General features: G+C 36.6%; 11 protein-coding genes, 1 tRNA gene, 1 rRNA gene and 1 pseudogene. 7 read left to right on the top strand and 7 right to left on the bottom strand.

Annotation, left to right across the window (positions count from 1 at the left end):
- Positions 1–431, bottom strand: a 16S ribosomal RNA gene (locus M44_RS13655); the annotation flags it as partial.
- Between the two features lie 451 nt (positions 432–882).
- A complete protein-coding gene (locus M44_RS13650; protein WP_010170246.1) occupies positions 883–1,785 on the bottom strand; it encodes a DMT family transporter in 903 nt (300 codons plus the stop codon).
- Positions 1,786–1,926: 141 nt separating this feature from the next.
- Here M44_RS13650 and M44_RS13645 point away from each other — a divergent pair, with 141 nt between their 5' ends.
- Positions 1,927–2,142, top strand: coding sequence for a hypothetical protein (locus M44_RS13645; RefSeq protein ID WP_010170247.1), 216 nt, complete (start codon positions 1,927–1,929; stop codon positions 2,140–2,142).
- A 14-nt stretch (positions 2,143–2,156) separates the two neighbouring features.
- Here M44_RS13645 and M44_RS13640 read toward each other — a convergent pair whose 3' ends face one another.
- The 3 genes from M44_RS13640 to M44_RS25460 form a co-directional block, all read right to left on the bottom strand.
- Complete coding sequence (locus M44_RS13640) at positions 2,157–2,453, bottom strand: hypothetical protein (protein WP_010170248.1); 297 nt, start codon at positions 2,451–2,453, stop codon at positions 2,157–2,159.
- Between the two features lie 135 nt (positions 2,454–2,588).
- Positions 2,589–4,154 carry an alpha/beta hydrolase gene (locus tag M44_RS13635; RefSeq protein ID WP_010170249.1) on the bottom strand — a complete coding sequence of 522 codons (1,566 nt, stop codon included), beginning with the start codon at positions 4,152–4,154 and terminating at the stop codon, positions 2,589–2,591.
- Positions 4,155–4,237: 83 nt separating this feature from the next.
- Positions 4,238–6,010 carry a methyl-accepting chemotaxis protein gene (locus M44_RS25460; protein ID WP_162013627.1) on the bottom strand — a complete coding sequence of 591 codons (1,773 nt, stop codon included), beginning with the start codon at positions 6,008–6,010 and terminating at the stop codon, positions 4,238–4,240.
- A gap of 266 nt (positions 6,011–6,276) precedes the next feature.
- On the opposite strand from M44_RS25460, the gene M44_RS13625 reads away from it, so the two are divergent.
- The 3 genes and pseudogenes from M44_RS13625 to M44_RS25455 all read left to right on the top strand — a co-directional run bounded on the left by M44_RS13625 (position 6,277) and on the right by M44_RS25455 (position 10,473).
- On the top strand, positions 6,277–7,626 hold the full coding sequence (locus tag M44_RS13625) for an IS1182 family transposase (RefSeq protein ID WP_010174461.1): 1,350 nt from the start codon (positions 6,277–6,279) through the stop codon (positions 7,624–7,626).
- A gap of 342 nt (positions 7,627–7,968) precedes the next feature.
- A pseudogene (locus tag M44_RS23280) lies at positions 7,969–9,256 on the top strand (adenylosuccinate synthase).
- A gap of 101 nt (positions 9,257–9,357) precedes the next feature.
- Positions 9,358–10,473 carry an HD-GYP domain-containing protein gene (locus M44_RS25455; RefSeq protein WP_010174460.1) on the top strand — a complete coding sequence of 372 codons (1,116 nt, stop codon included), beginning with the start codon at positions 9,358–9,360 and terminating at the stop codon, positions 10,471–10,473.
- A 101-nt stretch (positions 10,474–10,574) separates the two neighbouring features.
- Here M44_RS25455 and M44_RS23270 read toward each other — a convergent pair whose 3' ends face one another.
- Both M44_RS23270 and M44_RS28330 read right to left on the bottom strand, forming a co-directional pair.
- Positions 10,575–11,294: a TrkA-related ion transporter gene (locus M44_RS23270; RefSeq protein WP_010174458.1), complete on the bottom strand. Its 720-nt coding sequence runs from the start codon at positions 11,292–11,294 to the stop codon at positions 10,575–10,577.
- Positions 11,295–11,337: 43 nt separating this feature from the next.
- Positions 11,338–11,622 (bottom strand): ion channel, encoded by a 285-nt coding sequence (locus M44_RS28330; protein ID WP_010174456.1) that lies wholly within the window; start codon positions 11,620–11,622, stop codon positions 11,338–11,340.
- Positions 11,623–11,723: 101 nt separating this feature from the next.
- Here M44_RS28330 and M44_RS13605 point away from each other — a divergent pair, with 101 nt between their 5' ends.
- The 3 genes from M44_RS13605 (at position 11,724) to glgB (ending at position 15,290) form a co-directional block, all read left to right on the top strand.
- On the top strand, positions 11,724–12,563 hold the full coding sequence (locus tag M44_RS13605; protein ID WP_010174455.1) for a GNAT family N-acetyltransferase: 840 nt from the start codon (positions 11,724–11,726) through the stop codon (positions 12,561–12,563).
- 168 nt (positions 12,564–12,731) lie between these two features.
- Positions 12,732–12,803, top strand: a tRNA-Glu gene (locus tag M44_RS13600).
- A 621-nt stretch (positions 12,804–13,424) separates the two neighbouring features.
- Positions 13,425–15,290 carry a 1,4-alpha-glucan branching enzyme gene (glgB, locus tag M44_RS23265; RefSeq protein ID WP_010174453.1) on the top strand — a complete coding sequence of 622 codons (1,866 nt, stop codon included), beginning with the start codon at positions 13,425–13,427 and terminating at the stop codon, positions 15,288–15,290.
- Positions 15,291–15,305 lie beyond the last annotated feature (15 nt).

Raw genomic sequence — 15,305 nt, 5'->3', positions numbered from 1 at the left:
CAGAGTTTTACGATCCGAAAACCTTCTTCACTCACGCGGCGTTGCTCCGTCAGACTTTCGTCCATTGCGGAAGATTCCCTACTGCTGCCTCCCGTAGGAGTCTGGGCCGTGTCTCAGTCCCAGTGTGGCCGATCACCCTCTCAGGTCGGCTACGCATCGTTGCCTTGGTGAGCCGTTACCTCACCAACTAGCTAATGCGCCGCGGGTCCATCTGTAAGTGATAGCTAAAAGCCATCTTTCAATTTTCGGTCATGCAACCAAAAATATTATCCGGTATTAGCTTCGGTTTCCCGAAGTTATCCCAGTCTTACAGGCAGGTTACCCACGTGTTACTCACCCGTCCGCCGCTAGGCCCGAAGGCCTCGCTCGACTTGCATGTATTAGGCACGCCGCCAGCGTTCGTCCTGAGCCAGGATCAAACTCTCCATAAAAAGTTTGAGCAAGCTCACTTTGCACATGATGTGCATGAAGTCGATGTTGCTACAAAACATAGCGAACTTATTCGACGTTCATTTTTACACCAGAGTGTAAATTGTTTTTGTACCTCATGGGTACTAGTTTTAACGTTGACGTGTTGTCTTTTCAGTTTTCAAAGTTCAATCGTCGCTCATCAAGGCGACTTTTACATCATAACTTATCTATAATCTCTTGTCAAACATTTTTCTGTTTAGCTTAAGAAGTTTATTTTTGATAAGTTGTCGTCCTCTTAAGGACAAGGAATAATATATCACGATAGCGAAACCAAGGCAATACTTTTTTAATACTTTTTTTGATTTTTATATAAAAAGCATTTATATGGCTTACCAATGACTTCTATTTAAGCAAAAAGACACTCTAAATAGCAGAGTGTCTTAGAGAAACTAAATAAGACTTATTAAATCATTATGAATGATTCTCAATGGATCGTTTCTTTTTAATTACTAACCGAACGGGAATGGAGAATAAGAGTATACCAACAATAATAATCATTCCCCCAACAATTTGATAGATATAGATACTTTCATTTAACAATAAATAAGCAAGTATTGTGGCCCCAACCGGTTCCAATAATATAGCTACAGAAATAACATTTGTACTTATATATTTTATAGACCAATTAAAGAGACTATGTCCAAGTAGTGTAGGGAAAATCGCTAATAACAAGAAATAAATCCAATTGTCGTTAGAAAAACCTACTAGCATCTCTCCATTAAGTAGTACGTATATAAGAAGAATCACTGAACTAAATCCATAAACAATAAATGTATAGCTTGTTAAAGTAAGTTTCTTTCTTAGAGATTGACCGATAAGCAAGTATCCCGTTACTAAAGCACAAGCTGCTAGTGCTAACATATCACCAAGTAATGCTTGTCCATCTACTTTAAAGTCTCCCCAGCTAATAATGAAACTACCCACCATAGCAATACTTGCAGCTATGATAGATTTTATTGAAATAACCTCTTTGAAAAATATATATGTACCGATGAAAGCAAAGATTGGTTGCAATGTAACTAATACAGTAGAACTTGCTACACTTGTATAGTTTAAGGATTCAAACCACAATATAAAATGTACAGCTAAAAATAGTCCAGACAGTAAGGATAGCCACCAATCTTTTCTATTGAAGTGATTTAAGTCAGCTTTACTTTTAAATAAAAAGTACGGAAGTAATAATATTGTAGAAAATAACAAACGATAGAAAGCAATAGTACCTGCATCAGCGCTTGATAGTTTCACAAATATAGCAGAGGTTGAAACAGATATGACTCCAATAATAAGGGATAGGATAGGCAGTGATTTATTCAATATACTCAACCTTTTTTAGTCTATTGTAACGAGTCTAGATGAAATTGAATAGAAGATATTTTCCTAAATTTAAATCTTGTATCTTAGAGATATGTTAGTCTAAAATTGTAGCTAGGAATGTTGAAAGTGAGGCAAAACTGAATGATTGAGATGACAAAAATGCTAGAAAATTGGCAGGTACACAACACCTTAGTACATGTAGTTTACGTCATCCCAAAAGTAGGAAGGCAAAATTTCTCGGGTAGAATTTTAAACTTTTCTTTCTTAGAGGAAAATATACTATTTTATAATGATGACCAAAAGTCAGTCATGTCCTTAACCCATCATCAAATTGAAAGTATTGACCCTTTCGAATAAACGAGTAGTATGAATTATGATATAACAAAGCTCTGAGAAGTTGATTCATCATGAATAGTAGAAGAGACAATAAAATCAACCATTGAGCTTATGATTTCAGGTAAACGATCTTCCCTCTTTACGACATGGAAGTATTCGACTAATTCACAAAGTTTTTTTGTTTGAGCCATAGATAGTTCATTTGAATAATTTAAAAGCATACTGAACAATGCTTTAAAATCATTCTCTTCATATGTATTCGATTGAATTCTCTGCTGTAGATTGTATAATGTACTTCGTTCATGTGCGGTAACTAAAAGGGAGTTGGTCATGTCATTTACCTCCTAAGCTGTGATATGATTTTACGTACTCATCATACAATACAGCTCATTACAAAAGCATTACAGAAAAAAAGCAATCTGAAAAATTTTTTAAAAAATTTTTTTAGATCGCTTTTTTTGACAATATTATTTCAATGAATTTAATTTATCTTCATAAAAATCCATCTCTGAATATTTTCTTTCTTGTTCTAGGGCAAAAAGGATTTGCTCGTAGTATAATTCTTCATTTGGATGAATCTTGATTAAATATTTTAGCATATTAATCTCTTCAGAAGGATCCAGATCTTCGTCTAATAAATCTTCAATTATACTAGTGAGTTCCATTTCTATAGAAGAACGTAATTCAAGAACCCACTCATCATATAAACCAGGAAACAGCACTTCAGGTAGCCTCGCAATAAGTTCTACAACTTTAGCCGCTCTGTCGGAGTATGATACAAGCTTCAATTGTTCAATCTCATTTAATAAATTTTCTCCATCGGATTTAACACGAACAGATGTGACAATGAGGTCTCTACCAATATCAATATATTTAGATAAATCGTCACCTGTAAATCCTTCAATAATCGATTTTATATGGTTAAGAGAGACTCTTAATTGGTTCCTAGCCTTGGTTAATTCTAGGTCTGGCCAAAATACATCATAGAGCTGATCTCTTGTAACTTGTTGATGATATAAAATGTAACTGAAGATTTGTTTTGCTTTCCTTTGATTCCACTTTCCTTCTATTTCTTTTCCATCTAACAGTACTTTAAAGCTTGAAAGAAAATGAAGCTCAATCGTGTTTCTACTGTTGACTTGTCTTATTCCTAAGTTGACTATTGATTGTAATTCAAAATTTAATTTATCTACGTATCCTCTCCCTTTTAAAGAAGGCGGAGAGCCTAATACGTATTGGATTACAAAATCATCGAGGAGTTCTACTAACTGTTTAGGTGTATCAACCATTACAGCATTCCCCGCATTCGGGATGATAAGAAATCTTGAAGAATTTAGATACGTATCATCAAACAAGTGAAGCTTCGGTGGAAAAGTAGCGTCGAATTCACCAACTAACAGAAAAATTGGAAGATCTACATTTTTAAACTTCTCCGGAGAATATTCTTGTACGGAATTTTTACAAACTTTATAGAAATCTTTATAGGATCTTATATCCACTCGATTCATCATACCTTCGAGACGAGATTTTCTTTCCTCCGAAGCTATCACCGTTATTCCATCGATAATGCTTTTAAATACCTGTTGTTTCTTACCTTCTTCAATAGTAGCGAACCTCTTTCTCATTTCTTGTTCACCGATTTGAAAAGGCATAAAAATCGGGGTAGAAATAAGTGTTAATGATCGAACCCATTTCTTTTGTTTTAAAACGGCCTCTAATGCTATATTTCCTCCTCCAGCATAGCCAACTACATGACAAGAAGGAATATTTTCTGTAAAGAGAATATGTTCTATGTCAGAAAATATTAACGATAAAGAAAATCCAACATTCTCGCTTAGTTTATTTCTTCCGTGGCCTGGTAGATCGAATACAACAAGATTATATTTAGGTTTTAGGAACGGAATAATATCGTCCCACAAAGTGCTATCGCATCCTAGCCCGTGTATAAATAGAAATGTCTCTGCGTCCTTTTGTTCACATACTATATAATCATAGTAGGTTGTTTGACTATTTTCTAATAGTGTAATTGGCATTTATCTTAATCCTCTCTAACAGACTATTAGATATATTTTATCCCTATATTAGGAAATTGAACAGTTAAAAATAGCAGCCAAGGTTACGATTCCATTTTAAATCTTGCTATTTCTTCTTGGAGTTGTTCAGCCAATTGACTTAATCCTTTAGCAGAACTCTCTATTTCTTCCATCGTTGCAAGTTGTTCTTCACTGGCTGCTGAACTTTCTTGGTTGGATAAAGCACTTAGCTCAGCAACTTCTCGCACTACATCTACGGAATTAACAATATCACTGCTAATGAAGGCCATCTGTTCTACTGCATCAGAAACATCTTGAACCTTATCTGTTACACTTCCCATGTTGCCTTCAATTGTCCCAAAAGCATCCTCTACTTCATTCGTTAATGACATTCCTTGTTCAACTTGAGACGTCCCTTCTCTCATCACTGTCATGGCACGTTTTGTCTCTTCTTGAATTGATTCAATCATTCGCGTAATCTCTTGTGATGACTCTCTCGTTTGATCCGCAAGCTTTCTTACTTCATCCGCAACAACAGCAAAGCCCTTTCCATGTTCTCCTGCTCTCGCAGCTTCAATTGCTGCATTTAAAGATAATAGATTCGTTTGTTCTGCTACTTCTAATATAAGTTGGGTAATTTTACCTATTTCATTTGTTTGAGAGGATAACTGATTCACTACTTCAGATGAATGAAGAACAGTATCTCGTATTTTTTGCATTTGTTCAACCACATGCTGAACGTGATTTTTTCCTATCATACTTGCAGAATTAGCTTGATTTGCTACTTCTGACATTTCCACTGCTTTTATTGCCACTTGCTGTAATCCCATTGAAAGTTGATCTACTGATTCAGACACTTTCCTTACACTTGTTAACTGGTTTTCAGCCCCTACCGTAGATTCCTGAGTTAAAGAAGCCATATGATTGGTAGCTTTAGTTGTTTGCTCTGAACTCGCGTACAGTTCTTCAGAGGAAGCAGCGAGCTGCATAGATGAATCACTCACGGTTTTTAAAAATGAAGATAATTGTCGCTGCATGTCATTTAACGCATGCACCATTTCTCCTATCTCATCTTTCCCTTTGTACATAATGGTTGATCCAGATAAATCCCCTGTCGATACTTTCTTTAGTTCACTTGTCACTTTTTTGACTGGTCGTGAAATAAAAGTAGACACAAAGAATGCTATAGAAACTCCTAGAATAGAGCTTACGATTAAAAGAACAATCGTATTTATCCATATAGATTCCATAGAACCTTTTGCCTGTTCTCTTGCGCTTGCTACTTTATCTTCATTATATTCTACAAGCTGCGTTCCGTTTGCTTGAATATTAGTTAAAGCCATTTCGATTTCGTCACGCAATCGATTTATCTTAACGAGATCAAAAGTAGTGAGAGTAATAATTTCTTCTCCCTTGATATAGAACGTCTCCTTATGAGTAGACAGTCGATTATATAATGATTTTTCTTCTTCACTCGTTAATAGTGGTTCATACTCACTGTAATAGGAGTCCAATAAAGATAAAGCTTCCGCATATTCTTTTTGGTATTTACCTTGGTTAGAAGTATTTTCACTTCTAAGGGACTCCAGATAATCTACTAAAATACCATATGAACGTTCATGTTCCCCTTTAATTTCTAATGCTAACTGAATAGAAGGAACAGCTTGTTCGGTCATATTATTCATAGTAGAACGAAAGGAGTTCAGCTGAGTTAAGTTAAAAATACTTCCTCCAGCAAATATAATTAGGACAATAAGAAATCCACTACTAATTTTTTTTCCTATGGTAAAGGCAATTTTAGATGGTCTTCTCTCTTTAGAAGAGTTCTTTTTACCTTTAAGTCGAAATTTACTCATAAACACGTTTCTCTCTCCTCACTATTAAATTGTCTAATACTACTACTTTATGACTATATCGTCATAATCTTTCAATATGTTCAGTGTTTAGAGAAAAAAACGACAATTCTCTTCCTTATTGTTTCAAACAAAAAGAGCCATTGAAAATGGCTCAGGCTGTCGAGAAAATCTCGACAGCCTTTAATAATGTATAAATATTTTAACAAATCACCGCGTTAATATGTTAAAATAGAGATATATAATATATTGATTGGCGGGGATTAACTATGCTAAAACCAAGAGAATTTACGCAAAATGAATATGAATTTGTTTCCATTGATGATATGGTTCCTTCGGACCATCTTCTTCGAAAGATAGATAAATACATTGACTTCTCCTTTATTATTGAGAAAGTTAGGCCTTATTATAGTGAAGAAAAAGGTCGTCCTTCAGACCCTCTTATTCTTTTTAAAATGATGTTTATAGGATACTTATACGGCATTCGTTCAGAAAGAAAACTAGAACAAGAAATTCGGATGAATATGGCCTATCGATGGTTCTTAGGATTAAAGTTTCATGATCCTATACCACATCATTCAACAATCAGTTGGAATCGTCAAAAACGTTTCAAAGATACAAACGTTTTTCAAGAAATCTTTGATGAAATTGTTCTTCTAGCAATGAATCACAATATGGTAGGAGGACGAGTTCTTTTTACAGATTCTACTCATTTAAAGGCGAATGCGAACAAACACAAGTTCACAAGACAAGAAGTAGAAGTAGAAACCCGTGAGTATATCAACGAACTAAACAAAGCTGTAGAGGAAGACAGAGAACTACAAGGAAAAAAGCCATTAAAGGATAAAGAGGAAGTGATAGAAACTAAAGAAATACGTGTTAGCACTACAGATCCAGATTGTGGCTTTATGTCTCGAGATAACAAACAAGAGATGTTTTGTTATCTTGATCATCGAACAACTGATATGAAATTTAATATCATAACTGATGCATTCGTTACCGCAGGTAACGTTCACGATTCGGTTCCTTACCTTAATCGCTTAGACCGTCAAATAGGACGTTTTGGTTTTCAAGTAGAAGCTGTCGCACTGGACTCTGGATATCTTACAAATCCTATATGTAAGGGGCTAGCCGATAGGAAAATATTTGGTGTAATTGCACATAGAAGGTACCGCCCTACAACTGGTTTATTCCCAAAATGGAAATTTACATATGAAAAAAACCAAGACATTTATGTTTGCCCCAACAAGAAAGTATTAACTTACCGAACAACGAATCGAGAAGGATATAGAGAATATAAATCTGATCCAAAATTATGTGGCAGTTGTCCACTTCTATCACAATGTACAAGATCTAAAAATAATGTGAAAGTGGTAACCCGTCATGTATGGGAAGAACATAAAGAGAAGGTAAGGATAAATAGGTTATCAAATCCTGGAAAGAAGCTATATAAATTTAGAAAAGAAAAAGTGGAGCGAAGCTTCGCAGACTCAAAAGAGCTGCATGGGCTTCGCTATTGTAGGTTTAGGGGAATTAAAAACGCAAGTGAGCAGGTTCTTCTAACTGCAGCTTGCCAGAATATAAAAAAGATTGCGACCCACCTAGCGAAGCTAGGATAAATGGGAAGCAATCTTTTTTTATACTTATCCAAAGATATCGAAGCAAAAAAACCTTTGAATAACTATGAAAAAATTAACTTTCTCGACAAGCTGAGCAGCGAAATGCTGTCTTTTTTTTTATTTTTTACTTGATTCAATATCAATAATATCGTAAATAAAACCGAGTGACGTTGTGTAGCAGAGTCCTTTTAATAAAGAGAGATAGATAATTATTATACGAACATAAAAATAATATTTTAATAGAATGTTCGTATTTTCGTTGACTTCTCTTACATATTACTGGTAAAATAGGTTTGCTTGATAGAAAGTGGTCGAAAAGTTGGCCATGCGGAGGTGCTAGAAATGTCATCAGTTGTTGTTGTAGGGACACAATGGGGAGACGAAGGAAAAGGAAAGATTACAGACTTCCTTTCAGAGCATGCAGAAATGATTGCCCGTTACCAAGGTGGTAACAATGCGGGACATACCATTAAATTTGATGGGGAAACGTACAAACTTCACTTAATTCCTTCTGGAATCTTTTATAAAGAAAAAATTTCGGTGATCGGTAACGGAATGGTAGTGGATCCAAAAGCGCTAGTGAAGGAGCTTAAATACCTTCATGACCGCGGGGTATCAACGGACAATCTACGTATCAGTAACCGTGCACACGTCATCCTACCTTATCATTTAAAATTAGATGAAGTAGAAGAAGAGCGTAAAGGGGATAACAAAATTGGAACAACTAAAAAAAGGAATCGGACCTGCCTATATGGACAAAGCAGCACGTATGGGGATTCGTATGGCAGACCTTTTAGATAAAGAGTTGTTTGAACAAAAGCTAGCTCGTAATCTTGAAGAGAAAAACCGTCTACTAGAGAAGTTCTATGAGACAACAGGATTTACGTTAGAAGAGATCTTTGAAGAGTATTACGAGTACGGTCAACAAATTAAGCACTATGTGTGTGATACGTCCGTTGTATTAAATGACGCATTAGATAATGGCCACCGTGTTCTGTTTGAAGGGGCACAAGGGGTTATGCTTGATATCGACCAAGGTACGTATCCGTTTGTTACGTCTTCTAATCCAGTGGCTGGTGGCGTAACAATTGGTTCTGGTGTAGGTCCTACAAAGATTAACCATGTAGTCGGCGTTTCAAAAGCATACACAACGCGTGTTGGAGATGGGCCTTTCCCAACAGAGCTTGCGAACGAAATTGGGGATCACATTCGTGAAGTCGGTAGAGAGTACGGAACGACTACTGGACGCCCTCGCCGCGTTGGCTGGTTTGACTCTGTTGTGGTTCGTCATGCACGTCGTGTGAGCGGGATCACGGATCTTTCTCTAAACTCCATTGACGTATTAACAGGAATCGAGACGTTAAAGATTTGTACGGCGTACACGTACAATGGTGAAGTCATCGAAGAGTTCCCTGCGAACTTAAATATTCTAGCGAAATGTGAGCCTGTGTATGAAGAGCTACCAGGTTGGACAGAAGATATCACAGGTTGCAAGTCCTTAAGTGAGCTTCCTGCGAATGCTAGACATTATCTTGAGAGAATTTCACAATTAACAGGAATACCAGTGGCGATTTTCTCTGTTGGTCCTGATCGTTCACAAACTAACGTTGTAAGAAGCGTTTGGAGTTAACTTGATCCCTTGAAGAATATGTTTCTTCAAGGGTTTTTTTGTTGGAAATTATTTAGTAAGATAGTAATAGATGAAATAGTACGTGTTAAGGAGAGAAAATAATGGAAGTCAGGATTGTATTGAACATCATGTGGGTTGCAATTGGAATAGGTGTCGTCACGATTATACCTACTTCATTATTCTTTTTCCAAACATTAAACGTCGAAATGATCCAATTAATTAGTTTGTTATGTTTAGGATACGTACCATACACCATATTTTATAAAAGTATTCCCGCACAATGGCAAGCCCCATTGTTAATCGTCAATTGCATTGCAGTCATTTCAATTTTCTACTACCTCGCTCCGTATATGGGTCATGCTGTTTTCTATTTTGTTCCGTTATTTGGAATGTTTTTTCGTAAAGTAAAATTGTTTATTTTTTCAGTCGTCGTCTCAGGTATAGCGTATATTGGTGTGTTACAGCTAGTAGGAGGACCAGAAACGGACTGGGTCTACTTTACGATGAATTTATCATTTTTCGCCTGTTATAATACCATTCTCTATTTTCTAATGTCTGTCGTCGTTTCAACAACGACATCCAAGGTGGAGGCAGAAAAAGGGATAGAAAGCTTAATTTTAGCAATCGAAATGGTAGATGATTATACAAAAGGACATAGTAAGCGAGTTCAAGAATACAGTCTCTTGTTTGGAGAAACGTTAAAGCGTGMAGGGWATCCTGTCGATTTAGACGKTWTGTMAACGAGCTCMATTCTTCATGATGTAGGAAAACTCMAAATCCCAGCAGCCATTCTACAAAAAAAGGGAAGGCTAACGGATGAAGAATTTGAGGTCATTAAAAAACATCCTGTAGTAGGGGCTGAAATTGCTGAAAAGCTAAACTACTCTAAAGATATTATTAGTACCATCTATCATCATCATGAACGCTATGACGGGAAAGGGTACCCTTCTCAAATTGCAGGAGAGAACATCCCGTTTCTTTCAAGAGTTATTACGGTCTGTGACACATTTGATGCCCTGACATCAAACCGTTCTTATCGGAATGCGTTAACACCTCACCAGGCGAAGGAAATCATCCTTGAGAATATGGGAACTCAATTTGATCCAAGCTTTGAACCGTATTTTAGGCAAGTGTATCCGAGTCTAGAAGAAATTGCGCTAAATAAAAGCGAAGTCCAAATTGCGCCTACCTTGTTTAGCGAAAAGTATGGCTCGTAGGGTTAGACGGTAAAAGAAAACCCCATGAAAGAAAGGGATTTATCCGTTCTTTCATGGGGTTTCTTCGTGTTATATGGAAATCCCGGTCTGATCGTGTACATTCAATCAGATGGTGAGGCACCCGTTTCTCTTATCACGCGTAAATACGTTTCATCCTTACAGACGATATACAAAGTATCAGTCTCTTTTAACAATTGAGTACTAGCATTGGTAAAGTCCATCTGATCGTTCACAGCTAAAAGAGATCCCCCTTGTTCAAATATGGCCTGAGATGCATCGCGATATGTCTTCCAGTTTGGGGCAGGCTTCAGCTCGTGAATATTGTCACCTGTACGCTTACTCAGTAACTGCCTGAAGAGAGCGGTTGACCCTGGGTGAAGAGTGGCCTTGGCCATTAGTAAGGAAACCCCATCATTTGATAACACAAAATCATCAATATTAATATGCTTAAATTTCGGTATATTCCGTTCCTCACAAATCTCTACAATGGTATGTATATTCTTCCCGCCTTCTTTGCACATAGCCTCTACGGCTGAAGCAATCAATAACGTTTTCCCATCTGCTAGAAGAGTTTGATCAATTTTCGTATCAGAGAAAATCGCCACTCGCTTAGCGTAAAACAGATTCGCTTTTTCTAAAATTTCTTCATCAGACGGATCCCCTTGAATGAAATGAACCTGAGAATGACTGACTGGGCTTTCAGGTAATTCATCAATTAAAACAATTTCAGCATGAGAGTCGTGTGCGAATACTTCATGAATCGCTTGCTCCGTCTTTTTCGACCAGCCAATATACACATAATGATTTTTCTTTAAATACATGAGTCTTCCCTCCTTCCTGAGCGTACGTAAAGAATATAGAGAATCAACAAACTTCCCAATCACAAGTCCGATAACTCCAATTCCGAAGATAAAAAAGAAAAATGCCAAGAAGTCTTCCTTCACGTGAAACGGGATAATAATCCCCGTATCCTACCGTTGTTAACGTCGTGAGTGTCCACCACAAGGATTCAAACAACGTTGGAAACGTTTCGGGTTCCAAATAATGAATCGCAAACGTCCCAAATAAGACTACAAACAACGCACTGCCCACAGCGAGCGGGGTGTCAAAGTGAGAAAGTCGCTTCCAAAATCGCAGTAAAAAATTCATACAGGATCCTCCTTTCATCTAAAATAATCTACCTACAATACTAAAATAGTACCATATTTTTCTCAGTATTATGATAGTTTATAAAAAAGGGGGTTGGTTTCATGCTATCAGCAAAACAGTTAACGAGTATTAAAAAGCTTCAGACTCTATGCGAAAAAGAAGACTCCATTCAGTTAAAGCTCAACTGGGACATGCTAGAGTCTCGCACGCAGAACGAGCCACACGATTATTTCAAATATGAAGGGGAAGAACTTATTGCATTCCTAGGACTCTATGGATTCGGAAGTAAAATAGAACTGTGTGGCATGGTTCACCCGAGTTACCGCCGAAAAGGACTATTCACCCAACTAGTTCAAAAGGCAACAGACTATGCCAAATCAAAAGGGTATAGAAAAATCCTCCTGAACTACCCTTTGAATTCTTCAAGCGGTGAGGCCTTTGTCAACAACATCCCACATCAATATGAAATGACCGAATATCAAATGAAATGGGAGGAAGGATCCGAGCTTCAACTAAGTGACCCTTCCGTATCTCTACGACCAGCAAGTGAAACGGATTTGACCCTTGAAATTCAATTAGATGTACAATGCTTTGGATTTTCAGAAGACGATGCAGTTTTGTATAATCAGCGGATCAAAGAGGAAGATCTTCAAGATTTTTATATCGTAGAACAAAACGGTGTGGGTGTAGGAAAGCTTCGATTCTCAGAATTGGAAGGCGATGCCTGGATATACGGGTTTGCCGTATTACCAGCGTATCAAGGAAAGGGCATAGGACGGAATGCTCTTATTCAAGCGGTGAAGCTTGGGTCAGAAAGCGGGAGTAGCGTGTACCTAGAAGTGGAAGCGAAAAACGAACGCGCCCTGTCACTGTATACAAGTGTAGGCTTCCAAATCATAGGCGCACAAGCTTATGTAAAATACGGGAATGAAAGAGAATAGAAAGTAATAGACTACTAGAGAGGAATTCGTTTCGTAAGAAAATACTCTCTAGTTTATTTTTTTCGACAAATTTTGAAAAAGCCTTGCCTAATAGAAAAGTCGTATGATATTATAATCTTCGTTGTCACGGAAAATTTACAATCTTAACATAGCGTTATTGTTTACCATGGCCCGTTGGTCAAGCGGTTAAGACACCGCCCTTTCACGGCGGTAACACGGGTTCGAATCCCGTACGGGTCATAAAACTATCCATTCTGGATAGTTTTTTTTTCGTTCTTCAAATTTGATTAACTCTCCTACTAATCCTCATTCTATCCTTTTCATATAGCTAACTCACTAGTAACGAAATTCGCATTCATCACTTCTTATTCTTTTCTTTGTCATATGATATATTACAATATTTTTTTTAGAATATGCCAGGATAGAATATATTCCTCCAATTCTTATAAATCATATATTTTGAGAATTAAGAAAATTACACAACAATAAAAACGCATCTATTAACGTTATTCATCATTAATACTAAGTGGCATTATCATTATATAAATATTAATAATTGCTCCTTCTTTTTTAAAGACTAAAAAAGTTATGTTTTTTTCATCATCAATATACATCAGAATTCGACATTCCCAGCCTCTTCTCTTTTTCTTCACTATGTTTTATCAAACCCCTCTAATCAGAGGTTGTAAACGGTAACACTTTTGTTGTTATGTAGGATAAATCCCAATTCTTATAATCCTGTAGATTTATGAAACTGTTTTGTTTTTCATAAAGTCGAGAAATGTCATATAAAAAATAAAGGGAATGATCAAAATGAAAAGAAAGAAGTTAGTAAGGACAACAGTATAAGCAGGTGAAGACATGAAAAATATTTATCCAAGTAACTTTGATATTCACTTATTTCATGAAGGGAAACTTTATGAAGCCTACCGAACATTTGGTGCTCATATTCACGAAATCAACGAGTATATTATCACTACGTTTTGTGTATGGGCCCCAAATGCTAAGGAAGTGAAGGTAATCGGCTCTTTTAACGACTGGGATGGGCAGAGTTATGAAATGGAGAGATTAAACGACGGAGGCATATGGTTTCTATCAGTGCCAAGATCCCTAGATGGAGAAATGTACAAATATGAAATAGTATCTCTTTCTGGAGAGAGATTGGTTAAGACAGATCCCTTTGCAACCTATACAGAAAGAAGACCGAACACGTCAGGTATCATTCGTAGAGAGCGCCCATTTTTATGGAATGATGATGAATGGTTGCATTCATGTCAAATGCAGAAAGTCTATGATAAGCCTTTATTCATTTATGAGGTTCATTTTGGAACATGGAAAATAAAAGGGAAAGAAGTATTTTATACATACAAAGAATTAGGTGATACGTTAGTTCCTTATTTAGTAAAGCATGGTTTTACTCATGTAGAATTAATGCCACTTACAGAGCATCCATTTGATAGATCCTGGGGCTATCAAGGTACAGGGTATTATGCTCCTACCAGTAGGTACGGAACACCTGAGGAATTAAAGTACTTTGTGAATCAATGTCATGTTCAAAATATTGGTGTCATTCTGGATTGGGTTCCTGGTCACTTTTGTAAAGATGCTCATGGATTATCCCGTTTTGATGGCAGCTTTTTATATGAATATGAAACAGAGGGAGACCGTGAAAATTATACATGGGGGACAGCAAACTTTAATCTCCACCGAAATGAAGTAAAAAGCTTTTTAATTTCGAATGCAAGGTATTGGATAGAAGAGTTTCATTTAGATGGATTTAGGATTGATGCTGTTGCCAACATTCTGTACTGGCCCAATAGAGGAGAGTTAGTTGCCAATAACGGAGGAATTGAGTTTTTACGAGAGCTCAATAAGGCTGTTTTTGAATATAAACCAAATGCCTTGATGATGGCAGAGGATTCTACAGATTGGCCACTAGTAACAGCTCCCACTCATTATGGAGGCCTTGGTTTTAATTATAAATGGAATATGGGATGGATGAATGATTTCTTAAAGTATATGGAAACACCATATGAAGAAAGAAAAAATGTGCATCATCTATTAACTTTTTCATTACTATATGCCTTTTCTGAAAATTACGTTCTCCCTCTTTCTCATGATGAAGTAGTACATGGGAAAAAGAGTTTACTAGATAAAATGCCAGGAGATTATTGGCAGAAGTTTGCTCAACTTAGATTACTAATGGGATACTTAGTTGCTCATCCAGGAAAAAAATTACTATTTATGGGTTCTGAGTTAGCCCCCTTCTCAGAATGGAAGGATTTAGAGCAGTTAGATTGGCACTTATTACATTATGACCAACATCTTTCATTTAACCATTATTTTATTGATCTGATGCATCTGTACAAAGATAGCAGTTCCTTATATGAAATGGATCATCATTCTGATGGGTTTCAATGGATTGATGTTAATAACCATCACCAAAGTATTATTTCATTTATAAGAAAAGGTACAAATAAAGAAGACTACTTGATTGCTGTGTTTAACTTCACCCCTATACCTTATCATCATTACAGAGTGGGTGTCGAAGAAGCAGAATACTATGAAGAAATTATGAATAGTGATAGGGAAGTATACGGAGGATCTAACCAAATAAATCCCGTACCCTTAGTCGTGAGAAATGAAGGGTTCCATGGTCTATCTCATAGTATTGAATTAACAATACCACCTTACGGATTTGTGTATTTACAACCAGTATTTAATTGAAAGGGGATTAATCTA

Source organism: Bacillus coahuilensis m4-4 (assembly GCF_000171615.1).
In the GTDB taxonomy this organism is placed as follows: Bacteria; Bacillota; Bacilli; order Bacillales; family Bacillaceae_K; genus Bacillus_T; species Bacillus_T coahuilensis.
The sequence above is the reverse complement of the archived record's forward strand: the minus strand, read 5'-3'. Positions and strand labels throughout refer to the sequence as shown.